Source organism: Pseudomonadota bacterium (assembly GCA_011049115.1).
Taxonomy (GTDB): Bacteria; Desulfobacterota; Anaeroferrophillalia; order Anaeroferrophillales; family Tharpellaceae; genus DSCM01.
In genome coordinates, this window is the sequence record DSCM01000092.1 from 1 (window position 1) to 23,320 (window position 23,320).

The 23,320-nt window shown below is 54.6% G+C and carries 19 protein-coding genes; 14 read left to right on the forward strand and 5 right to left on the reverse strand.

Annotated elements, in window-relative coordinates; translation table 11 throughout:
- On the reverse strand, window positions 1-213 hold a 213-nt coding region (locus ENN66_07880), incomplete at its 3' end, for a hypothetical protein (GenBank protein ID HDS16509.1).
- Between the two features lie 557 nt (window positions 214-770).
- On the opposite strand from ENN66_07880, the gene ENN66_07885 reads away from it, so the two are divergent.
- The 5 genes from ENN66_07885 (at window position 771) to ENN66_07905 (ending at window position 5,916) form a co-directional block, all read left to right on the forward strand.
- Window positions 771-2,609 (forward strand): 30S ribosomal protein S1, encoded by a 1,839-nt coding sequence (locus ENN66_07885; GenBank protein ID HDS16510.1) that lies wholly within the window; start codon window positions 771-773, stop codon window positions 2,607-2,609.
- 314 nt (window positions 2,610-2,923) lie between these two features.
- A complete protein-coding gene (locus ENN66_07890) occupies window positions 2,924-3,712 on the forward strand; it encodes a hypothetical protein (protein ID HDS16511.1) in 789 nt (262 codons plus the stop codon).
- A 24-nt stretch (window positions 3,713-3,736) separates the two neighbouring features.
- Complete coding sequence (locus tag ENN66_07895; protein HDS16512.1) at window positions 3,737-3,922, forward strand: hypothetical protein; 186 nt, start codon at window positions 3,737-3,739, stop codon at window positions 3,920-3,922.
- A gap of 414 nt (window positions 3,923-4,336) precedes the next feature.
- Window positions 4,337-4,969, forward strand: coding sequence for a sugar ABC transporter substrate-binding protein (locus ENN66_07900; protein ID HDS16513.1), 633 nt, complete (start codon window positions 4,337-4,339; stop codon window positions 4,967-4,969).
- An 89-nt stretch (window positions 4,970-5,058) separates the two neighbouring features.
- On the forward strand, window positions 5,059-5,916 hold the full coding sequence (locus tag ENN66_07905; GenBank protein HDS16514.1) for a bifunctional 5,10-methylenetetrahydrofolate dehydrogenase/5,10-methenyltetrahydrofolate cyclohydrolase: 858 nt from the start codon (window positions 5,059-5,061) through the stop codon (window positions 5,914-5,916).
- Window positions 5,917-6,082: 166 nt separating this feature from the next.
- Here ENN66_07905 and ENN66_07910 read toward each other — a convergent pair whose 3' ends face one another.
- Genes ENN66_07910 through ENN66_07920 form a run of 3 tightly spaced genes read right to left on the reverse strand, consistent with a single transcriptional unit; the run spans window position 6,083 to window position 9,491 of the window.
- Entirely contained in the window at window positions 6,083-7,621 is a 1,539-nt protein-coding gene (locus tag ENN66_07910; GenBank protein HDS16515.1) for a tetratricopeptide repeat protein, read from the reverse strand.
- Window positions 7,622-7,641: 20 nt separating this feature from the next.
- Window positions 7,642-9,195, reverse strand: coding sequence for a tetratricopeptide repeat protein (locus ENN66_07915; protein ID HDS16516.1), 1,554 nt, complete (start codon window positions 9,193-9,195; stop codon window positions 7,642-7,644).
- A 14-nt stretch (window positions 9,196-9,209) separates the two neighbouring features.
- Window positions 9,210-9,491 (reverse strand): hypothetical protein, encoded by a 282-nt coding sequence (locus tag ENN66_07920; GenBank protein HDS16517.1) that lies wholly within the window; start codon window positions 9,489-9,491, stop codon window positions 9,210-9,212.
- 81 nt (window positions 9,492-9,572) lie between these two features.
- Between ENN66_07920 and ENN66_07925 the strand changes: the two genes are divergently transcribed.
- From ENN66_07925 to ENN66_07955, 7 genes are all read left to right on the forward strand, one after another.
- Complete coding sequence (locus ENN66_07925) at window positions 9,573-10,985, forward strand: tetratricopeptide repeat protein (GenBank protein ID HDS16518.1); 1,413 nt, start codon at window positions 9,573-9,575, stop codon at window positions 10,983-10,985.
- Between the two features lie 222 nt (window positions 10,986-11,207).
- On the forward strand, window positions 11,208-12,389 hold the full coding sequence (locus tag ENN66_07930; protein ID HDS16519.1) for a glycosyltransferase: 1,182 nt from the start codon (window positions 11,208-11,210) through the stop codon (window positions 12,387-12,389).
- Window positions 12,386-13,807, forward strand: coding sequence for a tetratricopeptide repeat protein (locus ENN66_07935; protein HDS16520.1), 1,422 nt, complete (start codon window positions 12,386-12,388; stop codon window positions 13,805-13,807). Before ENN66_07930 ends, ENN66_07935 begins: the two co-directional genes overlap by 4 nt.
- The gene (locus tag ENN66_07940; protein HDS16521.1) at window positions 13,804-15,693 is read left to right on the forward strand and encodes a glycosyltransferase family 2 protein; all 1,890 of its coding nucleotides are present in this window, start codon (window positions 13,804-13,806) and stop codon (window positions 15,691-15,693) included. The genes ENN66_07935 and ENN66_07940 overlap by 4 nt, the downstream gene beginning before the upstream one ends.
- On the forward strand, window positions 15,690-19,655 hold the full coding sequence (locus ENN66_07945; protein HDS16522.1) for a tetratricopeptide repeat protein: 3,966 nt from the start codon (window positions 15,690-15,692) through the stop codon (window positions 19,653-19,655). Before ENN66_07940 ends, ENN66_07945 begins: the two co-directional genes overlap by 4 nt.
- A 57-nt stretch (window positions 19,656-19,712) precedes the next feature.
- A complete protein-coding gene (locus ENN66_07950) occupies window positions 19,713-20,579 on the forward strand; it encodes a tetratricopeptide repeat protein (GenBank protein ID HDS16523.1) in 867 nt (288 codons plus the stop codon).
- A complete protein-coding gene (locus ENN66_07955) occupies window positions 20,569-22,281 on the forward strand; it encodes a DUF115 domain-containing protein (protein HDS16524.1) in 1,713 nt (570 codons plus the stop codon). Before ENN66_07950 ends, ENN66_07955 begins: the two co-directional genes overlap by 11 nt.
- Window positions 22,282-22,287: 6 nt before the next feature.
- Here the strand turns inward: ENN66_07955 and ENN66_07960 are convergent, their stop codons facing one another.
- Window positions 22,288-22,479, reverse strand: coding sequence for a hypothetical protein (locus ENN66_07960; protein HDS16525.1), 192 nt, complete (start codon window positions 22,477-22,479; stop codon window positions 22,288-22,290).
- Window positions 22,480-22,606: 127 nt separating this feature from the next.
- Between ENN66_07960 and ENN66_07965 the strand changes: the two genes are divergently transcribed.
- Both ENN66_07965 and ENN66_07970 read left to right on the forward strand, forming a co-directional pair.
- Window positions 22,607-22,873 (forward strand): hypothetical protein, encoded by a 267-nt coding sequence (locus tag ENN66_07965; GenBank protein ID HDS16526.1) that lies wholly within the window; start codon window positions 22,607-22,609, stop codon window positions 22,871-22,873.
- Window positions 22,855-23,067: a hypothetical protein gene (locus ENN66_07970; protein ID HDS16527.1), complete on the forward strand. Its 213-nt coding sequence runs from the start codon at window positions 22,855-22,857 to the stop codon at window positions 23,065-23,067. The genes ENN66_07965 and ENN66_07970 overlap by 19 nt, the downstream gene beginning before the upstream one ends.
- The last annotated feature ends 253 nt before the right edge of the window (window positions 23,068-23,320 follow it).

Here is a 23,320-nt window from a genome sequence, read left to right on the forward strand (position 1 = left end):
CAACAGCAGCCCGAAACCACAAACGGAGACCTCTGCTGGAAAACGCCGCCAGGCCTCCCTTTTTTCCCAGATCATGTAAGCGATAACCAAGGGAACAAGATAACAGTAGCTGTAATCTTCACTCCCCCAGCCTTTCACCATGTGCTTGAGGCCATCATAAAAGAGCAGGGTTACCAGACCCGCGTAGACCAACGCCGCGCCCCAAACCATCACCGACCTCCCAAAACACAACTGCGTTCAATCGCCATTGGAAAATTATCTTTTTTTTGGGGAAAACACCCCGCCAGTATCAGGCGGCAAGTGCCGGCTCCAAAAGCTCTTCCCCTGGAGTTTGCAACCTTAATGCGCCGATTTCCGACCAAAAGCAACCAAAGTTCCCAGCAATCAGGCGCAGACCGGACACCATGATCGTCGGCCCGTCTTTTATACGCATTAAGCCCGAAAAAAGTCAACGATCAGGATTACCGACAGCCGAACCTAGTCCGGCCGCACTATCCGGCTGATTTCAAGCAGGCGTACCATTTTAAGTTTGCATTTAAAAAATTCCTATGCTAAAGGCTCCCTTTTGGATCTGTCGGCAACCGGTCGACAGTAAATTTGAGCAAAAAACCAAGGACCTTGAAACAGCCGCATTCCCCGGCTTCAGGGCTCCGACAGGGGGTCTGGTTTCCCGCCCGCGACTCATGAACGGAGAAAAAACAGTTGTGAGTTCGCACTTCAAAAGGATTCATCAGACCGGAAACTTTAACTAGGGGGTATAATTTAAACCAATGACAGAAAACCAACTCACCAACGGCAATGAACAGGAAGATCCGTCAATGGCGACGGTAATGGACGAAAACCTTGACCTGCAAAACGATCCCGATGAGGAAGACCTCGACCAGGAAGACTTCGATGACGATTTTGCTGCCATGTTCGAAGAAAGCATCAAGGGCAAAGACGTAAAGGTCGGAGGCCTGGTCACCGGAACCGTTGTTCTGGTGACTGATAACGATGTCGTTATCGATATCGGCTACAAGTCGGAAGGTCACATTCCAATCAACCAGTTCAAGGATCCCAATGGCCGCTGCACGGTTGCTGCAGGTGACGAGATAGATGTTTTCCTGGAACGTTACGAAGACGAACACGGCAATATTCAACTCTCCCGCACCAAAGCTGAGAGAATGAAGGTCTGGGACGACATCAAACGGATAGCCGACGAAAACGGAACCATTGAAGGGGAAGTCACCAGCAAAGTCAAGGGTGGCCTTTCCGTCGATATCGGGGTAGCGGCTTTTCTCCCGGGATCACAGATTGACCTGAAACCGGTTCGCAACCTTGATAAGCTGATTGGCGAACGTTACGAATTCAGAATCCTCAAGCACAATCAGAAACGCAACAATGTCGTAATCTCACGCCGGGCTGTGCTTGAAGAATCCCGCGAGAAAATGAGAGAGCAGCTCCTTGACAAGCTTCAGGAAGGGGTGATTGTTGATGGCGTGGTCAAAAATATCACCGACTATGGCGCCTTCATCGACCTCGGCGGTCTCGATGGACTCCTGCACATTACCGATATTTCCTGGGGCCGGGTTAACCATCCCAGCGAACGCATCACCGTCGGCGAAACCATTAAAGTCAAAATCATCAAGTATGACCAGGAGCGGCAGCGGGTTTCCCTGGGCATCAAACAGCTGAAAGAAGACCCCTGGACCAAGGCGGCGGAAAATTATCCGGTCGGCACCAAAGTCACCGGCAAGGTTATCAGCATCAAAGATTACGGCGCCTTCGTTGAAATTGAGGAAGGCATCGAAAGTCTGGTCCACGTTTCCGAAATGTCATGGACAAAAAAGATCAAACATCCGACTCAGATTGTCAATGTCGGCGATGAAATTGAAGCCGTGGTGTTGAGTATCGATCCGGACAAACGACGTATTTCCCTGGGTATGAAACAGGTTGAACCCAACCCCTGGGACAGTTTGATCGACAAATATCCGGTCGGCACCAAGATTGAAGGCGAAATCAAGAATATTACTGATTTCGGTCTTTTTGTCGGCATCGAAAATGATATTGACGGCCTGGTTCACATCTCCGATATTTCCTGGAGCAAGCGCCTCAAACACCCCGGCGAGATTTACAAAAAAGGGGAAACCATTCAGGCGGTGGTGCTCAACCTGGATACCGCCAACCAGCGCTTTTCCCTCGGCATCAAGCAACTCAATGAAGATCCCTGGAAGAATATCAGTGAGAAACTGATGTCCAACGACCACGTCACCGGAACCATCACCAACATCACCGACTTCGGCGCTTTCGTCGAACTTGAAGATGGGGTTGAAGGCCTGGTGCACATCTCCGAGATCACGTCCGACAAGGAAAAGAAAGCCGACGAGATGCTGAAAGTTGGCGACACCGTGACTGCCAAGGTTCTTAATATCAACAATGAAGACCGTAAAATCGGTTTGAGCATCAAAGCCTATCTCGAAGAAAAAGAGAAAATGGAAAGCGGTGAGTACATCACTGAAAGCTTCCAGAAAGGCAAAGTTTCATTTGGCGAACTGCTGCAACAGGCTACCGACAGTCGCAGGGAAAACAACCAGGGCGGCAACGAAGAAGACGAAAAGAATGAGGCCTAAAGAACTCATCACCGTCTAGACAACGACACGAGGGAAAAGCCCGACAGCACAAAAGTGCAGCTGTCGGGCTTTTTTAGGACCTTACAGGTTATTTTCTTGTTTTTTCAACATTTTTTCAACCACAAGAACAAGAAAATGTTAAGTGCTTCACGGGTTATCCCCGAAGGGGATGTCCCGATGAAGAAACTTATCCAGCTCTGCTGGGCCTGATAAGAGTACTTATTTGCGGGCCGTGAAAAATCATTTGGGTTACGGGATTATTTCCGTATTAGGAATGGAGAAGGTTTGTTCGGAACCCAAAACCAACGAGAATCATGATCTGGACCCTGGTTTTTATATGTGCCGCGACTGCGGTCCTGATTTCCGGTCGTCGACTTACCCTGGCCGGTGATCACTTAGCCGAGCTAACCGACCTGAGCCGGGGTTTTGTCGGGGTTATCCTTCTGGGCCTGGTCACTTCTCTGCCGGAAATGGCAAGCACCGTCAGCGCCGCTCTGTTTTTAAAGTCTCCTGATCTGGCCATGGGTAACATTTTCGGCAGCAATGCCGCCAACCTGGCCATTCTGGGGGTTATCAGCCTGTTTTCTACCGGCCCTCTGCAAGCAAAGCAGCAACTGGACGGAGAAAATCTCCTGACCGCCTATTTGTCTCTCATCATGATCAGTCTAGCCTTGATGGGGCTCGGGGCTCATGGTTTCTGGCGGGTTTTCCACCTCGATATTTTTTCCCTTCTGATCGCAACGACTTATCTCATGGGCCTGAAAAAGCTCCACGCCTTTCAAAACCATCCCCATAATTCTTTCCAGGTCGGCGAAAAAACCGGCCTGGAAAGGGTTCCGCGCGAGCTCAGAAAAAGCCTGCTGATCAATGCCGCCATGATTGTGGTTGCCTCATCAAGCCTGGCGGCCAGCGCTGAACAGCTTGCCGAAATCAGCGGCTGGGGAACCACCTTCGTCGGCAACAGCCTGCTGGCCATCGCCACCTCTCTGCCGGAAATCGTGGTCACTTTCAGCGCCATCGGCATCGGCAGTTTTTCCATGGCGGCCGGCAATATCTTCGGCAGCAACATTTTTAACGTCGCTATTCTGGCTGGCTATCGCTGATCTCTTTTTTTCCCCGGTTCGCTATTGGCTGCCGGGTCCCCCAGCCAGGCCCTGATCGCGGCCATCGGCATGTTGATGACCGGCGTTTTCCTTTTTTCAGCCCACTATTCCTCCATCCAAAAGGTTGCCGGTCACCGGCCGCGTTTCACTTCGCTGCCGACCCTGGTGATCTATGCCCTCAGTCTTTACGCTCTTTTTGTTCTGCGCTGACCGAGCCGTCTCCAGACAACCAATCTCCGGCAGAAAAAAGCCGGGTTGACTGTTTAAAAACAGAAACCTAACGGTCGCGAGAGCAGGAAAACCACCTGTGATCCGAGACTGAAGAGCGCCCTCTGACCGCCATAGCAGCCACCCACTTGAAAATAACCTGCGGTGGAGCGGCTCGTACTAGGACGTTACTAATAGATAACCAATTCAGGATCATGCCGCAAGAGCATGGCCACAAACGCAGTCCCCTGGGAGAGCCAGGGACATAAAAGACCGGCGCCGGTTTTCACTTGACAAAGAGAAGTATCCATTGTAAGCGGGGCCTGGTTTTCGCTTCTAAATACAATAGACAATCGTCGCCATGCCGAAAAAAGCATGGCACCTTATCTGACTACTCAAGCAAGAGGAGGGTTCCATATGTCCATGCTCAATAAGTCATGCAAAGAATTCAACGAAGTTCTGGCTTCCAAAGCTCCGGTTCCGGGAGGCGGCGGTGCGGCCGCCATGGGTGGCGCCATCGGCATGGCTCTCTCCAATATGGTCGGCAACCTGACTATCGGCAAAAAAAAATATGCCGATGTGGAAGTTGAAGTCAAGGAGCTGGTTGAGCGGGGCGCCAAGGTCATTGCCGGACTTGAGGCGCTGGTCGATAAGGACGCCGAGGTTTTTGAGCCTCTGTCCAAAGCTTACGGTCTGCCCAAAGACACCCCGGAACAACAGAAAGTCAAAGACGAAACCATGGAAGCTTGCGGCAAAGCCGCCTGTTCCGTGCCCATGGATATCATGCGTCTGGCCTACGAAGGCATCAGAATTCATCAGCGGATGGGTGAAATCGGCACCATGATCGCCATTTCAGATGTCGCCTGCGGCGTGGTTTTTCTCAAGGCCGCCCTGATTTCCGGCAGCCTCAATGTGATTATCAACCTTAACGGCATCAAAGACCAGGAATTCAATCAAGCGGCCAAGGAAGAAATGGACCGCCTGCTGGCAGACGGCCAGAAATTGGCGGATGAGACCCTGGCTCTGGTTCTCAATAAACTGCAAAAATAGAAGCGCTCCCCCCTGCCGGCGGCATGGGCATGGGGTAGAGCTCTGAACCGAGAACTGCATTTCAGATAAGAGTAAAAGGAGAAAACCCGATGGCTGAGATTTTAAAAGGCAAACCGGTTGCCGACGCGATGAAAGAGGAACTGGCTAAGAAAGTTGAGGCTTTAAAGGCCCGCGACATCATGCCCAAACTAGGCATCATCCGCGTCGGCGCCCGACCCGATGATCTTTTCTATGAAGGCGGAGCCAAAAAAACCTGCGAAGCTATCGGCATGGCTTATGAGGTTTTTGAATACCCGGAAGATATCAACCAGGCTGATTTTGAGAAAGCGGTCACCGGCGTCGGCGTCAATCCTTCCGTACATGGCATACTGATGTTCGCGCCGCTGCCCAAACATCTCGACGAGCGTAAAATTCGCGCCCTGATTCCGGTCGAAAAGGATGTCGATTGTCTCACCCTGGGTGGCGCCGCCAAGGTTTTTGCCGATGACCTGACCGGCTTCCCCCCCTGTACCCCGACCGCCTGCATGGACATGCTCCATTTCTACAATATTCCGATCAAAGGCAAACGCTGCGTGGTTCTCGGCCGTTCGCTGGTCGTCGGCAAACCGGTGGCGATGCTGCTGCTGCGTGAACACGGCACGGTGACCCTCTGCCATTCCCGCACTGAAAATCTTAACCAAGTCTGCCGGGAAGCCGACATTCTGATCGCCGCCGTCGGCCGGGCGAAAATGGTTAAAGCCGATTTTGTCAAAGCCGGCCAGGTGGTGATTGATGTCGGCATCAACGAGGACCCCGCCAACCCCGGCAAATACTGCGGCGATGTAGATTTCGCCGAGGTCGAACCGATTGTCGCCAAAATCACTCCGGTACCTGCGGGAGTTGGCTCAGTAACCACCTCGGTGCTGTGCAAACAGACCATCATGGCCTGCGAACTTTTGCATCCGTAAAGTTCTCGACCCAGAGACCTTGAGAATACCGTCAGACCTACGGGCCCGGAAAATTCCGGGCCCGTAGGTCTGATCGATTTTCTGAATAGCGTCCCCAGACCGCTATCGCGGCCACACATGTCTAAAAGCAACCAGCTTTTACTGGTTTACTTGGAAGTTTTCAAGCCTAATTTTCGGCATGATTACCGGTAGCAGACAACCGCCGCAATTCTCGCTCCACCCTTGCCAACACCGTTTGCCAGTCGTCGGGCCGCGGCTGACGGAAAAGACGCATGGTCGGATACCAGGGTGAATCCTCACGCTTTACAAGCCAGCGCCAATCGGCGTCAAAAGGCAGCAGCAGCCAGACCGGCCGCGCCAGAGCCCCTGCCAGGTGGGGTACCGAGGTATCGCAACTGATAATCAGGTCAAGATTTTCCATTATCGCTGCGGTTTCATGCAGATCCGTCAACTCCGGAGCGAGATCGACATAACGCGACCGCAGTTCGGCCGGCAGTTTGTCGATCAGGCTTAAGTCGGACGCTTCCTGATCCTTTTTCAGGCTGAAGAAAACGGCTCCGGCCACCGCAAACAGCCGGGAAAACAGGGACAGGGGAAGCGCTCGGCGTTTTTCTTTAAGATTGATCGGATTTGAAGCCCAGACTACCCCGATTTTCAAACACCCGTTCTTTTGTCTAGATAGGCGGGAACGCCATCTTTCACGGGCCGCCGTTGAGACTTTGAGGTAGGGCACGACCGCCGGCAGATTGTCAAGGCGCGTCCGGAAACGATGCGGCAGACTCAAAAGCGATATCCGATAATCATACGATGAAGATTTCTTTTGGTTCGCAGCCGGTATTTCAAGTTCAGGAAAACTATTTCGCAACAACTCGAGCAAAGGTTCCTGAACCGCCACGGTCAACCTGGCGTTCAAACACTCCAGCAGCGGCAGATAACGGGCGCAAATAATCGTATCGCCCAGGCCCTGCTCAGCTATAACCAGCATGGTTTTTCCGGCCAGGGGCTCCCCTCGCCAAAGTTTTTCTCCCGCCGCCAGATTCTTCAACCCGCCTACCGGCGGTCGGCTTTCGTAAAGGGTAAAACCTTCCTCCCAGGCCCCGACTTTAAGCAGCATCAGGCCAAGATTGAAACGATATTCGGCATTCTCAGGAAACTTATCGCACAGTCGGCGACAGCAGGCGACCGACTCGGCAAGCAAACCATTTTCCTTGGCCAGACGACTTAATCCGAACAAAGACCGTCGATGTTCGGGAAAGTGCGCCAGGGTTGCGCGTAAAAGTTCAAGAGCGAGTTCCGCCCTGCCTTCGACAATTGCCAGACAGGCCCGATTATATAAAATCTCCGCGTGAGCCGGGGCCAGTTTAAGCGCCAGGTCAAGCATCGCCCAAGCCCCGCTGCACTCTCCTCGCGCAGCCAAAACAACCCCAAGATTATTTAACCAGAAAATATTTTTCGGCTCCCGGCGATGCAGGCCGGCAAGCAGCCGCAAAGCCGCGTCATAATCACGATTCTCATACGCGACCAGGGCCAACGCATTGACTGCCGACAAAAAACCCGGCCGTACCGCAAGCAGACCCTCAAAAAAAATCACGGCCTCGGCCCAGCGCCGTTGCGCCGGCAACTCCGCAAACAGGCGCGCTTCAACCTCGAGCAGAGCCCCTGTCTGCGGCATGAGCAGAATAAAACAAAATTCGGGCCAGGCCATGGTCACTCTCCGACAGAGCGCTAACCGCGCAGAAAATCAGCTTTCACAAATGAAGCCAGCGCCTCTCCAAGTGCCGCGATTACACTTCGCCAGTCGCCTGGTTTAGGCTGGCGGAAAAGCCTTACGGAATCATACCAGTAACTGCGCCGACCCTTCAGACCCCAGCGCCAGTCGGCCTCGCAGGGCAGTAAAATCCAGGCCGGAACCCCCAGAGCCCCGGCCAGATGGGCGACGGCAGTATCAACACTCAAGAGCAGATCCAGTTGTTGCAAAACCCAGGCGGTCGCGGCAAAATCATTCATCCAGGGAGCCAGATCGATTAAGGGCTGAATTTCCCGCTGAGCTTGCGGCAGAGACTCCCGCTTAACCGCTTTCTGCAGGCTGAAAAAGCACATTCCCGCTATCCGGCCCAGGGGGGCCAGCTCAGAGAAAGCGATTGAGCGCCTGGCGTCATTGACATGAAAAGGATTGCCGCTCCAGACCAGACCGACCTTGATCCTGGAGTCGTCAAATTGATGAAAAGGAAATTTTCCCACGCCGGCGGGGCCGCCTTTGGCGACAGGCGGCCCCGCCGCAAGATAAGGCCGGGCCGACAGTTCAGCCTGAGTATGCAAACCCAGCCGCCAGGGCAGACTTAGCAGTGAAAGCTGGAAATCAAAACCTTCCGGCAAACTGGAAAAGGGCAGAACCAAATCTATTCCGGGAGCGGATTGCAACAAGCGCCGCAGATTATCCTGGCAGAGCAAAGCCACGCAGGCTGGAGGCCCCGACAATTTCGCGGCGAAACGAACAAACTGAATGGCGTCGCCGGCGCCCTGCTCACTCCAGAGCAGCAGCCGGCGGCCGCGCAGGTTTTCACCCCGCCAGGGCGCGATCTTTTCGACCCCGGCAGGAATAAAAGCCTCCGGCCGCCGCAAACGCCATTCGTACTCGGCCCAGCCCTCAGCAAAACGTCCCTGACTCAAGCAGACGTGCGCCAGGTTCCAATGGGCCGTAACCGCTGTCGGCGCCAACGCCAACGCTCGTCCCAGGCAGAATTCGGCCCGCTCATAATCCCCACAACTTTTGCAGGCCCGGGCGCAATTGATCCAAGCCTCAACCCTCCCCGGTTCCAAAGCCAGCAAGCGCCGATAAAGAGGCAGCGCCGCCTCGGGAGCGCCGGTTTTCTGGCGCAGATTGGCCAGGTTAAACAAGGCCTCCCGAGTCTCCGGTTCGAGTGCCAAAAGCCTTTCGTAAAGCGCCGCCGCCCGACTCGATTGGCCGGACTCGGCCTGGGCCTTGGCCAGATTATAGAGAGCCTTTCCGGCATACGAAGCCGCAGAAGGATCAAGCACCAGCTGTTCCCAGACAGCCAGCGCCCGCGTCGACTGCCGGTCCAGCCACAGGAGCCGGCCATATTCGAGCAACAGGGCGGCCGAAAACACGGGGGCCTCGGCGGCCAGCAGCCGCTCAAACTCAGCCAGGGCATCGGCCAGGCGACCCGCCTTTTCCAGATCTCTGATCCGACGCAAGCAGTCCCCGCGAAAGCCCGCCGACATGTGACCGGCGAAAACCCGATCAGGTTTGTCTTCCAAATTCCGCCTTCCAGTTACGGGTTGAGCGCCAGCGTTGTCATGACCTCTAAAAATCGTTCACCAGGTCCTGGCGCGCTACCGTCAATCATTAGTTTTACAAGAACAAGCCCTTGCTTTTCAACTGATTTTCGGTTTTTCCTTGGGACAGAAAAATATTGACATTTTTTCAGCAAACATGCAATTGAAAATGAACCGCCGGTTTGATCCGGCGGCGAGAGAATGGCCCGGGGGCCCGCAAAATTCCCCGACACCGGCCTGAAAGGTATTAAAATGGAGCGACACCACCTTGCAATCATCCTTTCATACTCTTACAATTTATAAGGCGGAACGAATTTTTCAGGATCAGACCGGCAAGGATCTCAGCCTGGCGCCCTGCAATGACGGCATCTGAAATCAGAACCGAAGCCTGGCTGGCAGCGGCGGAGTATTTTATCGCCATCAACGATTGGCCGGCCGCCGAGGCGGCCCTGCGCCGGGAACTTCTTCTCGACAGCACCGACGCACGGGCCTACACCCTGCTGGCCCGCGCACTCAAATATCAGAAACGAAAGGATGAAGCCGGGCGCGCTTTTTTTCAAGCCGCGAAACTGGAACCGGAAAATCCCGATTATCTTTACAACCTCGCCCTCTTTCATCAGGAAAACGGAGAGCTTGCCGCGGCCGAAAAGATTTATCTCGAACTTATCAATAAATACCCCGCGTACGCCGACGCCCTGGCCAACCTCGGTCGCCTTTATCAGGACAGCAACCAGCCCGGAAAAGCCCTGCTTTACTATCACAAGGATCTGGCCTTACGACCAAACGATCCTGATTCCCATTTCAACCTGGCTTTTATGTACCTGTTAACCGGCGATTACAGCAGGGGCTGGAAAGAATATGAGTGGCGTTTCAAAAGAACGGCGGTCGATCGTACCTACCCGCACAGTTTTACCCAGCCCCGCTGGCAGGGTGAAAATTTTGCCGGAAAAACGCTGCTGGTGCACGGCGAACAGGGCTTTGGCGACAATCTCCAGTTTCTCCGTTACCTGCCTCCGGCCAAACGACGTGGCGGACGACTGCTGTTTGAAATACCGCGCCAACTGTGCAAGCTGCTCCAAAACCATCCCGGAATCGACCAGCTGCTGATTTTTGACCACCAACAGGCTTACCCAAAAGCCTTCGACTACTATATTCCCCTGATGAGCCTGGCGCGCGTTTTCCAGACAGACGATGCCGGCCCGCCGCCCCCCGAACCACTAATTAAGGCTCCGGGGGCGCTTTGCCGGGCCTGGCGCGTGCGCCTGACCGGCAAAGCAGGGTTCAAAGTCGGTCTGGTCTGGGGGGGGCACCCCGTTCCCGACCCGGCCCGCTCCTGCCCGGCTTTAGAGCTGGCTCCCCTGCTGGAGCTTGACGACATCGATTTTTACGGCCTGCAGACCGGTCCCCCGGCGGAAGAAGCTCGGGAGCTTAAACAATTCTCCAGTTTCCGCGGTAATCTCGGTCCCGAATGGCACAGTTTCGCCGACACGGCCGCCGTCATTGCCAACCTGGATCTGGTTATCACCATCGATACCGCCACCGCCCACCTGGCGGGCGCCATGGGCAAAGCGGTCTGGACCATGCTGCCCTTCGCCCCCGACTGGCGCTGGGGACTGGAGCAAGAAAAGAGCCCCTGGTATCCAAGCATGTGTCTGTTTCGGCAGTCCGAACCCGGCAACTGGCAAGCGCCGCTCGCTCAAATCAAAACCAGGCTGAACGCTTCAGCCGTTAAAAATTTGAAAACCCGACCCGAACCACAAACCAAATTGTAATTGCAACCGGATTGATAAACCTATAACCAACGCTTGCAAATCGCGAAAAACAGGATGGCACGGTAACCGCTCCGCATGCGAGGCGCCCGAAACCCCAGGACTGCGGCGAACATGGAAAGATGCCGCGGCGACACTCGTCCGGCCTTTTGGCCGGAAAGGTTGAAGGGCAATGAAGCCGATGAAGTGGTTACGAAGCCGTCAGAATTGGATCAGTAAACATCCATGATCAGAAACATCGGCATCGGCTGGCAGCTGCACGACCGCACCGGCTGGGGAGTCTACGGCATAAATTTGGCGTTGCAACTGCTGGCGCGAGAAAACCTGCAACCGGTTTTGCTCTTTTCCCCCGGCCAGCTTCCGGAAAATCCGCTGCAACACCAACTTCTGCAACCGTTGGTCGATGCCTGCCGGAAACTGGCCGCCATGGCACAACGATTCCCCAAATTTCAACCCCACGCCGAAAAGCTGATCGTACTTAACGGTCTCGGCAATAATTTTTCCCATCAACCGGGCCTGTTGCAAAGTCCGGCCAACGCCGGGGTCATTTTTTTTGAAAACACCGCGTTCAACGCGCAAGGACGAAAGCGGGCCGCCCATTTTCCCCTGCTTATCACCGGGTCACACTGGAATGAAAACCTCTTAAGGGAAAAAGGCTTCACCAATCAAATTGTCACCGTCATTCAGGGCGTTGATCCGACGATTTTTCATCCGGCTCCGAAGGCCGGTTTTTTCGGCGAGCGTTTTGTCATCTTTTCCGGCGGCAAACTTGAATATCGCAAGGGCCAGGACATCGTCATCGCCGCCTACAAAAAATTTAATCAGCGCCACCCGGAAAGCCTGCTGCTCTGTGCCTGGCACAACAGCTGGCCGGCAACCATGGCCGAAATCGTCGCCGGCGGGCTGGTAGACGGTGTCCCGGACAGCAACGGCCCTCAGGCTGCCAACCTGGGCCGATGGCTGGAAAAAAACGGGCTCCTGCCGAAAAGTTTTCTGGTCTTGGCTGAAACCCCGAATATCTACATGGCTCCGATCATGCGGGAAGCCGATGTCGCCCTGTTCCCCAACCGCGGCGAAGGCGGCACCAATCTGGTGATGATGGAGGCTTTAGCCTGTGGTCTGCCGGTCATCATGGCGGCCAACACCGGCCAATTGGATTTCGCCGACCCTGAAATCGGATTTCCCCTGACAACACAGGGACCGGTCAAAGCCACCAGCCACATGGCAGGGGTCGAGGGCTGGGGGGAAAGCGACCAGGATGAAATCCTTGAAAAACTGGAAGAGGTTTACCAACACCGGGACCAGGCCCGCGAGCGGGGAAAAAATGCGGCCCGTCGTCTGGAAAATTTTACCTGGCAAATCCAGGTGGACAAGCTTTTGAACACGGTACTGGATTTTTTCTCATGACCGATCTGGCCGAAGGCCTTGCCCTGAAACAAAGCGGCCACACGGAAGCCGCGATAAAGGTTTTTCGCAAACTGCTACAAGAGGATGAAAACAACCTCGACGCCCGTCATCATCTTGGCAACGCCTTGATTTCCGCCGGGCAAACCCAGGCGGGAATCAGGGAACTAGAAAAGGTTTACCAGAAACGGCCGGCGGATCCGCTGACCGCCTACAACCTCGGCTGCGCATTGTTTGTCGACCAGCAGTTCAGCCGGGCGCTGACTTTGTTTTCGCAAACCGTCCGACAGCTGCCGGGGCTGCTCCCGGCCCGCGTCAATCGCGGCCTGACCCTGCACGCCTTAAACCGTCCGCAAGAAGCCCTGGCGGATTTCTATCTGGCGTTGCAAAAGCATCCGGAAGATCCGACCCTCAACTGGAACCTGGCTTTAACCTTATTAAGCCAGGGACATTATCGGGAAGGCTGGGCCGGCTATGAATGGCGCTGGCGGCAGAATACCAGGGAGCGCAACTATCCCCATAAATTTTCCCAACCGCTCTGGGATGGCCGGCCCTTTCCCGGCAAAACCCTGCTGGTTTATAGTGAACAGGGATTTGGCGACGCCATTCAATTTGCCCGTTTTCTGCCCCTGGCCAAAGCCCGTGGCGGCCGCCTGCTGTTTGAATGCCGCCGGGAAACCGCTCCCTTGTTCGTCGGCCATCCGGCCATCGATGAACAGGTAATTTTCTCTTTCAGCCGCGCGCCACAGGCAACCTTTGACCTGCAGATTCCATTACTGAGCCTGCCCCGGGTACTTGAAATCGAGCTGCATAACCTGCCGCAGCCGAACCCACCCGCTCTGAAACCGGACCAAAGCCGTTTCTGGCGCCAGCGACTGGCCGCAGACCACTTCAATATCGGCCTGGTCTGGGCCGGGCAGCCGACCCACGCCAACGACCGCCAGCGCTCCTGCTCCCTGAAAGACCTGGCACCACTTTTGCGGGCCGATCCGGCTCACAAACTGAATCTGGCCTTTTTTTCCCTGCAACTGGGTGAAGCCCGCGCACAGCTTACAGAAAGCAACGGCAGCATCCCCGATGCCGACATGGTTGACTGCGCTCCCTGGCTGCGGGATTTTGGCGACAGCGCCGCCTTGATCAACGAGCTTGATCTGCTGATTACAGTGGATACGGCGGCGGCCCATCTGGGAGGCAGCCTGGGCCGGCCGGTCTGGGTGCTGCTTTCCTCTGTCCCCGACTGGCGCTGGTTCAGAGAGCGCCGGGATTCACCCTGGTACCCGAGTCTTCATTTGTTTCGCCAGCGCCGGCCAAAAGACTGGACAGAGCCGATTGCCCAAATGACCGACGCCCTTATACAACTGGCCGGGGAAACCCAGCTTTGCCGACAACGGCATCAACTCCAGAGGAAAGCCGAGCCATGACGCAATCTCCTCCTGCAGCAAAACCCCTCACCGGCATCGTTTTCAGTAAAGACCGGGCCCTGCAACTCGACGGCACGTTAAACACGTTTGCCGACTGCTGTCGAGAACCGCAGATGGTTTCACTTAACATCATTTACAAAACCTCTGCGCCGCAACATATGGCCCAGTACCTCGAACTCAGAGAAAGCTACCCGGAGCATAATTTTATCGAAGAAAAAAACTTCCGCGATGATTTTCTGAGCCTCTGCCGCGGCGCCGAATATTTATTGTTTCTGGTTGATGATAATATTTTCGTGCAGCCTTTTTCTCCGCGCGACCTTCTCGAACTACTGGAAAACCATCCCGAAGCCCTGGGGTTTTCTTTAAGACTGGGAGAAAACAATAACTATTTTTACATGGCCGATCAGAATCAGACCGTGCCGCCTCTCAGCGCGACCAAACACCCGGAGATTTTTACCTGTAGCTGGACCTCGGGCACCGGTGATTTCGCCTTTCCGCTTGAAATTTCCAGCTCGATTTACCGGAAAAGCGATCTCTGGCCGTTTCTAAGCCGAATCGAATTCGCCAATCCCAACAGCCTGGAATATAATCTGGCTCCGTTCCGCCACCGGTTTCGCGATCTGGCCCCCAGACTGCTGATCTATCGTCAGTCGCGCACCTTCTGCAATCCGATCAATATCGTCAATACCGTCTGCCGTTGCCGGGCCGGCGAGCGCCGTGAATATTCGAGCGTCGCCCTGCAGAAGCTATTCGCCGATGGTTTTCGGCTGGACGGCAAAAGATATCTGGGTTTCATCCCCAACGCCTGTCATCAGGAAGTCGAGCTGCACTTAAAACGACTTTCGCCGACAACCTGGCCGGCGACGCCCGGCGGGTCTCCCCAGGCCGAACGCAAACCGGCAAATTTACTGAGCGACGCCCGCCAACTGAAAAAGATCTTTCTGCAACAGGGACTCCAGACCGAGGCGGCCGGGGTTTATGACAAATATCTGCAAACTCATCCCACCGACCAGGAGCTGGTCAAACTTTTCGAATACTGGGAGAACGCGGCTCTATCGGCCACATCATCCCTACCCCGAATTCCCCGAATCACGGTGATTATCCCGGCCTATAACTGTGCGCCCACCATCGGCAAAAGTCTCGACAGCGTGTTGGACGCCTTCGCCTTCTGCGCCGCCACCATGCCGATCGTAAATCCCGGCGACTGGGCCGAAATTATCGTGGTCAACGACAACTCTGCTGACGAAACCGCCCAAGTCGTGGAAAACCATGCGGCCGCCCCCTATCAAATCAAACTGATTAATCAGCATCAAAATCTGGGAGCTGGTCCCTGCCGCAACCTGGGGGCCGAAAAAGCTCGCGGCGAGCTGATCTTCTTTCTCGACGGCGACGATCTTTTCTTCGAGGAACATATTCTGTTCTGTCTGCATCAGCTGCACCTGCACCCGGAACTGCATTTTATCCAGACCGGCATCAGAATCGATGAAAACATCCTGCCGCACTGGCAACAGGCCATAGAAAACAGCGTCCCTTTTAATTTTTGCATCAGAAAATGGTGCCATGACTGCCTCGGCGGCTACCCCGAGGGCGAAGCCTTTCAGGCTTTGCGTTGTGAAGACGCCTTTTACCGCTCCCTGTTAAGCCGGTTCTTCCTGGGCGGCCGCATCAAGCGCAAGACCATGCAGCATTTCCGTTATCCCGGCAACGCCCTGGATCGCCAGCTGGAAAAATTTTCCCGCCCGCCGACCGCCACCTGTTCCGAAGAGATTCTCAGTCCCGCCGAGGCCGCCGCCTTTCCCGCCATCAAACAGCTGATGGCGAAAAAAACCGCTGAACTGAAAAAAAATTTTACACGTTGGGCGGAAAAGATTAAGCAAACAACATGAAAAGAAACCAAAAACCCCGGCACCGGGAAAAATCACCGGCAAAAAAAAACGCGCCCCAGGAAAAAGGGGCCGCTTATTGGTTCGCTCAGGGGCTTAAGGCCCAGGAAGCCGGGGCCACGAACGCGGTCGCCGCCTACCGACAATGCCTGGCCATGGCCCCAGAACATTTTCCGGCGCGCTACAATCTGGCCATCCTTGAACACGACGCCGGCAACTTGGCCGAGGCGGAAATCCACTATCGTCAGGCCCTGAATCTGCAACCAAGCCATGCCGAACTCTGCAAGAATTTCGGTGACCTGCTTCTTGCCCGCAAACAGCCGGAAGAAGCTGTCAGTTTTTACCACAAAGCCCTGGCAAGCGATCCTCAAAATGCCGCCACCTGGTTCAATCTCGGTCTGGTCGAAGGGGCCTTGAACCATTTTGACCAGGCATTTACCGCCTTCCATGAAACCCTCAAACTCAAACCCGGAGATCTCGGCGGCCGCCGTGAAATTGCCGCTCTCAAGCGGCGGCTGAAACATTTCCCGGAAGCGATCAGGGATTTCAGCGACTTGTTAAACGATTTTCCCGATAATCTTTTCTGTCGGGAAAAACTGGCGGAAAGTTATTGGCTCAATGGAGAAATCACCTCGGCCGAAAAGCAACTCAGCCTCATTCTGGCACAAAATCCGGAAAATTTCTCGGCCTTGAATCTGCGTTCCCTGGTTCATATGCGGCAAGGCCGTTTTCAGGAAGCGGCACAGGTTTTTCTTGCCCTTCTGCAGCACAGAGAATTAAACCCCCGGGTCCATAGCAATATCCTCTATCATCAGCTGATGTTCTCGGCGGATCCGCAGCTCTGTCTTCAGCGGGCCCGACAATGGTGGCAACGCCATGGCGCCCCGGAAGCGGCGGCCGCGGCCATCAGCCAGCGCCGAGATCTCGACCCCACAAGAACTCTCAGGGTGGGACTGCTGTCTCCCGATTTCCGCCGTCATGCGGTCAGCCGCTTTGTCCTCCCCCTGCTCCGCCATCATGACCGCCGAAGGGTGCGTTTTTTCCTCTACGCCACGCACCTTAAAAACGATGCGGTAAGCGAAGAAATAGCGGCCCTGGGCGACACCTGGCGACCCGTCGGCACGCTCGACAATGATCGGCTCTGCCGGCAGATAATTGCCGACGAAATCGATATTCTGATTGAACTGAGCGGCCACACCGCCGATAACCGCCTGCCCCTGATGGCCCGTCGCCCGGCCCCGATTCTGATTTCCTGGCTCGGCTATCCGGCCACCACCGGCCTGGAGACAGAAAGTTACCGGCTCAGCGACAAACTCGTGGATCCCCCGGAGAATGCCGCCCATTACACAGAGAAACTACTCTATCTGCCGGCACCATTCTTATGTTACGAAGCCCCGCCGGAAAGTCTGAACTTGCCGCCAAAGGCTTCTATTCTTGAGTGCGCCGGGACAACCATCACCTTCGGCTCCTTCAACAACCCGGCCAAGCTGTCCGACCCCTGTCTGGGGCTCTGGGCGGAAATTCTGCGGCGCGCTCCGAAGACGCGGCTGTGTTTAAAGGCCCGGGAGTTTCAGGATATCAACACCGCCTCGCGGCTGAAAGAAAGGTTTGCCGGCCTCGGCATCGACCCGGAGCGCCTGCGACTGCTTGCCGGCCACCCTCGCCTCAGCGACCATTTCGCGGCTTACCATAAAATCGACATCGCCCTTGACCCACTGCCCTATAACGGCACCACGACGACCTTTGAAGCCTTATGGATGGGGATTCCGGTAGTCGTACTGGAAGGCGAAACCCATGCCGCCAGGGTCGGCGCGGCGCTGTTGCGCGCTCTGGACTGCAAGGAACTAATCGCCACTAATCCGGCCGAATATATTGACATCGCCCTGCAACTGTCAGCCGATTCCCAAAAGCGGGCCGCCTACCATCGCCAATTACGCGAGAAATTGCTGGCTTCCGACTTAATGAACGGGCCGCGCTTCAGCGAGAATTTTATTGCGGTTTTAAGACGGAGCTGGCTTGCCTGGCGCGACCAGCGGCTGACCATGCTCAGACAAGCGATCGAAAGCTGTGGAGAAGCTCTCGGATTGCCGAAAACCTTGAGTACACTACTGAATAATAACGACAAATCCCGGGAGATCCTCGAATACGCGCTGGCCCGAAACGGGACCACGGATATTTTTCTGCAGATTGCGAGAAGCCTCGCGGATAGAGGTGAGTTTGCGGCTGCGGCCATGAGCCTGCGCGAGGCCCTGGCCGGCAATCCCGACCAGCCTGAATGCCGTTTTTTGCTGGGACAAATTCTGGAAACCGACGGCCGGAAAACTGAAGCCGTCTGCCATTATCACCGCCTGCTGAAGAACAATCCCCAGATGGCGAAAGCAGCCCTGGCTCTCAACCGGTTGCTTCTTCAGGAAAATCCCGACGATCCGGAACTTAATTTTAATCTAGCTGGAGCCTTTTTTCACCTGCGCCAACCGCATCAGGCGCGAGCGGCCCTGTTTAAAACCCTGCGGCTGAACCCGAATGACGCCCGCGCCTGGAATAACCTCGGCTATCTTGAACAGAGTTACGGTTCTCAGGAAAAGGCGGCGGCGGCTTTTAAAAAGGCATGGGAGCTTGACCCGGCGTTTCCCGGCCTCGGTTCCGCTCGGCTCTGGTTTCTCGACCAGGACTGCGCCTGGCGGGAAGCCGCGGCCCTGGTCGCGGAAGAGGAACAAAAATCCAACCAGGATTTTCCCTGTCTGCATGACTTAAACGCCAGAAGACCGGATCCGGAAATCGCCTTAAAACGAGCCCGGGAGATAAGCAAAAGCATTGAACCTGTTCAAAGATTATCATTTCCCGAAAACCACTTTTCAACCAGCGGAGGCAAAAAAGTGCTTTCCATCGGCTATCTGTCCGGCGATTTTCACGATCATCCCGTAGCCCATAACCTGTTGAATCTTTTCCGCCTGCACGACCGGAAAAATTTCCAGGTAAACGCTTATGCGTTCGGCCCCGACGATCAGAGTTATTATCGCCGCCGACTTGAACGGGACGCCGATCGCTTTGTCGATGTCAGCCGGATGAGCGATGAGGAAGCCGCCCGTCTGATTCAGACTGACGGCATCGATATTCTGATCGAATTAATGGGCCATACCCGCGACAACCGGCTGGCAATCTGCGCTTTTCGCCCGGCGCCGGTGCAGATTTCCTGGCTGGGCTATCCCGGCACCACCGGGGCCGATTTCATCGACTACCTGATCGCCGACCAAACCGTGATTCCCCCCGAGGAACAACGTTATTTCAGCGAAAAGATACTCTATCTCGACCATTGTTACATGATCGCCGACCGAGCGGCCATCGCTGACCAACCCACCAGAACAGCTCAGGGTTTGCCTCCAAAAGCCTTCATCTTCTGTTCCTTCAACAGCGCCTACAAGCTTGAACCAGTCATGTTTTCGGTCTGGATGGAGATTTTAAAAGCGGTGGCGGGCAGCGTTTTATGGCTGAAATACGGCAATGACCAGATGGTGGCCAACCTCAAAAGGGAGGCCGCCGAGCGAGGCGTCGACCCGGACCGGCTGATCTTCGCCGGCAAACTGCCGGACAAGGCCGACCATCTCGCCCGCCTGCAGCTGGCCGATCTCGCTCTTGATACCCGCATCTACAACGGCCATACCACCAGCCTCGATACCCTTTGGGCCGGGGTGCCGCTGGTGGCGGTCAAGGGCCGGCATTTTCCCTCACGCGTCTCAACCAGCAATCTTTACGCCCTCGACCTGTCCGAACTGGTTTGCGATAATCTCGAAGATTACCGGCGGCTGGCAATCAGACTGGCGCAGAACCCGGTTGAACTGGCGGCTTTGCGCCAAAAACTGGAGGCCAGGCGCCTTACCACTCCACTGTTTGACACCGAAGCCACGGTCAGAAATCTGGAAAGAATTTTTCAAAAACTAAGACAAGCCACGAGTCCGGATGAATGATCTCAGACTGAGTCATTGCCGGCTCTGCAAACAAAATTAAATTCCGCGGCACCCAACATGAATAAAAAACACGTCCATACCCTGCTGACCCAGGCCGTGGCCTTGCATCAAAAACAGCAACCGGCGGCGGCAGCCCTCTATCATGAAGTGCTGGTCGAAGCTCCCGGCCACCCGGAAGCCCTGCACCTGCTCGGCGTAATCGCCCTACAAGGCGGCGCTCCGCAAAAAGCGGTATCCCTGATTGAACAGGCGCTTGCCGCTAATCCCCAGGCCGCCGCCTACCATTACAACCTGGGCGAAGCCCATCGCGCACTGAAAAATTTCAGTCGGGCCGAAAAGTCTTATCAACAATGTCTCGAGCTGGAATCCGACCATGAATCCGCCTGGGCGCAACTGGCCCTGGTTCAGCACCGCCAACGCCACTTCAAGGCTGCCGCGCTAAGTTACAGGCGAGCCCTGTCCCTGCGGCCGGACAATCCGCGCACCTTAAACCACCTCGGCCTTTTACTGCTCGCACAACACGATTTCGCTGCGGCGAAAACCCTGTTTCTACAGGCGCTACGTTATCAACCGAACTATACCGAAGCCCTGCATAATCTGGCGGTCAGCCTGACCCAACTGGGAGAGCTGGAAAAAGCCCGGGAAAGTTATCAACGGCTTCTGACTTTGGCTCCGGGGCTGCCCGGAATTCGCAATCAGTTTCTCCGACTCCTGCAAAACACCTGCGATTTCAATGCTTACGAAAAGGAGCTGAAGATCATCAGGGCACAGACCAAATCCGCTTTATTGGAAAACCGCCGCCCCGATGAGTCTCCCTTTCTCAATTTAACCATCTCCTTTGCCCAGGAAGAAAACCTCGCCCTGGCCAGGCTGTGGTCGAGCCAAAATCTCCCGGAACCAGCGGCACCAGGCCATGAACTTTAGACCATCCTGCAATAAGTTGAGTTCTCCGGCACTTATTCTTGAGCGCATCCAGCGACTCAGCTCCACCGATTTACATTTCACCAGTCCGGATGAGATTGCTTCGTTGCTTATAAACCGCAGCCGGAGACTGAGCCGCTTCGAGCTGGAGCTCTTCCTCTGGCCGGAGCAGCCAGACTTTTTGCCGAGCACAAAAGCGCCCGAGCAAGACAAGATTCACCTCATTTTCGGCAGCGGCCTGGCCAAAAATCAGAAAGATCTGTCCGAGAAAAGCTTTTCGGATCTCTTTATTCTCGAGCCGGACCCCGGCCTTCTCTGTTTTTTTCTGGGTATGGCCGACCCGGAAAAAATTTTCCCCGGAGCGCGCCTGCATTTTTTTTATGATTTAGAAAATTGCCTGACAAAAATAAAGGAAGTGCATAACTTCTGGCGCTCAATCAGCGCCTTAAAACTTTCATTTTGCGTCGAAAGAAATCCGGAAATCGCCGCGCGCCTGCAACGCGAACTGGATCTTTGCAACGCCATTGCCGGCGAGGAAAACAAGACCATCGAAAAGCACTATTTTACCTGGGCCGCCAATGAGAACCAGAATCTGAACCAGCTGTTCTTTCGACCGCATGCTTCCTTCTTGAACGAAAGATACAAAGAAATTCCGGCCATCCTGATCGGCGCCGGCCCATCCCTGCCCGGAGCCCTGCCGACGTTGCGAAACCTTCACGACAAACAGCGCTGCCTGATTGTGGCGTCCTCTACAGCCCTGCGTTCTCTGGCTAAGACCGGCATCGTGCCGGACCTGACAATTATCATCGAAGGGAAAAAACAGGCTCATTTTGATGATCTGGGAGCGGATTACCTTAGCAAGCTGAATCTGCTGGCGGCCCTGAAAACCCATCCCGGACATTTAGACCATAACTTCAGAGAGATTTACTGGTTTCACAACCAGACCTCCCCTCTGTTTGAATTGATTGCGAAAACCTTGCCGCAGACCTCCCCTTTAAATTCCGGCGGCAACGTGATCAACGAAGCCCTGCAATTTGTGCTCGCGGCCGGTTGCAACCCAGTCATTCTCAGTGGTTGCGACCTGGCGTTCACCCGAGGGGCCAAATACGCCGTCGGCCTTGAAAAAAAAGAAGGGGAAGATGAAGCAGCCCAGAAAAGGTTTTTTACGGTCCCGAGCGACAGTGGGGAACCCCTGAGCGCGCCGACAGAGTTCATCGCCTATGCCCGCAGCCTGGAAGAAATCGTCGATCACCAGAAAAAGATTAACGACTCAATGACCTTCATCAACATCTCCACCGGCGGCAGAGAGCTGGCCGGCTGTCGGCCAATGACGCCTGATAACTGCATTGACTATCTTTCAGGCATTCCGGAAAGGGAAAAGCCATATTTACCCGGCCACCACCAGTCCAAGCCTGGAAAGATTCCAGAAAAACTACAGCTGCATGCGTTACAATTAAAACAGCTCGAGGCGCTTGTGGCTTTAATTATAAATAAAACCGGTCCCCAGTCTTTGCAGGTCGATTTTATTCCAGTCCGCTATTTTCTGACTCAACTGCCGGAGTTCGAAAGCGGCATCGCCTTAAGCGCCATCCCCTGGCTGCGAAGATTATTATTGTCGGAGCAAATCGTGCTCGAAGATTTACAGGAGCTGTGGGCAAACTGCCGAAAACTGACCCGAGCCGCGGAAACCGGCAAATCATCTTAAGCTTGCTCATGGCGCCGGCGAAAAACAACGTTCACAGCTCATACAAACTTTATGAGCCCGTAAATCATTACGACGGTGGGCGGCAATAAAGTCGCGATAAACCTCGCCGCTGAAAATTTCCCCGAGCGAGCGCTGCCGCAGATTCCCAAACTGATCTTTGACAGTTGAAACGGCGTTAGAAAATAAATTTGTTGCTATACTTAGCTTTCAGCGATGCCGGGTTGGCAAGAAACCAAAAAGATAGTGCCACAGAATAAAATCTACATCTTGACTAATATGAAAATAATCGCTAAAAGTGGGGTGTCTTTAACGAAAGAGGTTCCCCATGTTCGCTCGAGTCAAAAAATCCGACAAGTACGAATATCTCCAAATCGTTGAAAACCGCAAAGAGCAGGGCAAAGTCAAGCAACGGGTCATCGCGACCATTGGCCGCCTGGACCAGCTACAGGATAAAAACCGGGTGAAGACGCTGATCCGTTCCTTGTCACGGTTCTCCGAACAGGCCCTGTTGATCTTGTCAGGGCAAAGCGACGTTGCAGCCGAGGCCATATTTTCTGCAGTTTTCTGGTTCTTGTGCTGCGCAAAGAGTTAGAGATTCGCCTCAACAACGCCGGCCACGATTTAGAGTGGGCCGACATAAAACAGGATCTGTCAGCCCTGAAGACCGTGACCATCGAAGAAGAAGGCAAGCATTTCGCGATCCGTGCCGAGTGCCAGGGATGCTGCGGAAAACTATTTCAGACCGTCGGGGTGGCTCTGCCGCAAGTCATTCGCAAGGTCGCATAACAGGGCAGCCAGAAAACCAACAAAAAAGCTCAAGTAGTGCCAAGAGCTTTTTTGCGTTCGCTAATATATTGATTTTGCGTGACTTTGCAAAAGTCACTGGCAAAGATCAGTCAAGCGATAAAGCATATAAAATCATCCAACATTCCAGATGAGGGCATGTAAAGCATTTTGTGTAAACGGTCCGGGTTTGAGTTGTCAGTAAACCGGTAACCGGCCTTCAAATAGGATTGAGAATTGGTTCAGGGCCGCCCCC

What these genes read in the sequence shown, in the direction of transcription:
- ENN66_07885 (HDS16510.1), top strand. Translation starts at nt 771, where the DNA reads ATGACAGAAAACCAACTCACCAACGGCAATGAACAGGAAGATCCGTCA.
- ENN66_07930 (HDS16519.1), top strand. Translation starts at nt 11,208, where the DNA reads ATGATCAGAAACATCGGCATCGGCTGGCAGCTGCACGACCGCACCGGC.
- ENN66_07925 (HDS16518.1), top strand. Translation starts at nt 9,573, where the DNA reads ATGACGGCATCTGAAATCAGAACCGAAGCCTGGCTGGCAGCGGCGGAG.
- ENN66_07900 (HDS16513.1), top strand. Translation starts at nt 4,337, where the DNA reads ATGTCCATGCTCAATAAGTCATGCAAAGAATTCAACGAAGTTCTGGCT.
- ENN66_07935 (HDS16520.1), top strand. Translation starts at nt 12,386, where the DNA reads ATGACCGATCTGGCCGAAGGCCTTGCCCTGAAACAAAGCGGCCACACG.
- ENN66_07965 (HDS16526.1), top strand. Translation starts at nt 22,607, where the DNA reads ATGTTCGCTCGAGTCAAAAAATCCGACAAGTACGAATATCTCCAAATC.
- ENN66_07940 (HDS16521.1), top strand. Translation starts at nt 13,804, where the DNA reads ATGACGCAATCTCCTCCTGCAGCAAAACCCCTCACCGGCATCGTTTTC.
- ENN66_07955 (HDS16524.1), top strand. Translation starts at nt 20,569, where the DNA reads ATGAACTTTAGACCATCCTGCAATAAGTTGAGTTCTCCGGCACTTATT.
- ENN66_07905 (HDS16514.1), top strand. Translation starts at nt 5,059, where the DNA reads ATGGCTGAGATTTTAAAAGGCAAACCGGTTGCCGACGCGATGAAAGAG.
- ENN66_07920 (HDS16517.1), bottom strand. Translation starts at nt 9,491, where the DNA reads ATGATTGCAAGGTGGTGTCGCTCCATTTTAATACCTTTCAGGCCGGTG.
- ENN66_07890 (HDS16511.1), top strand. Translation starts at nt 2,924, where the DNA reads ATGATCTGGACCCTGGTTTTTATATGTGCCGCGACTGCGGTCCTGATT.
- ENN66_07950 (HDS16523.1), top strand. Translation starts at nt 19,713, where the DNA reads ATGAATAAAAAACACGTCCATACCCTGCTGACCCAGGCCGTGGCCTTG.
- ENN66_07945 (HDS16522.1), top strand. Translation starts at nt 15,690, where the DNA reads ATGAAAAGAAACCAAAAACCCCGGCACCGGGAAAAATCACCGGCAAAA.
- ENN66_07910 (HDS16515.1), bottom strand. Translation starts at nt 7,621, where the DNA reads ATGGCCTGGCCCGAATTTTGTTTTATTCTGCTCATGCCGCAGACAGGG.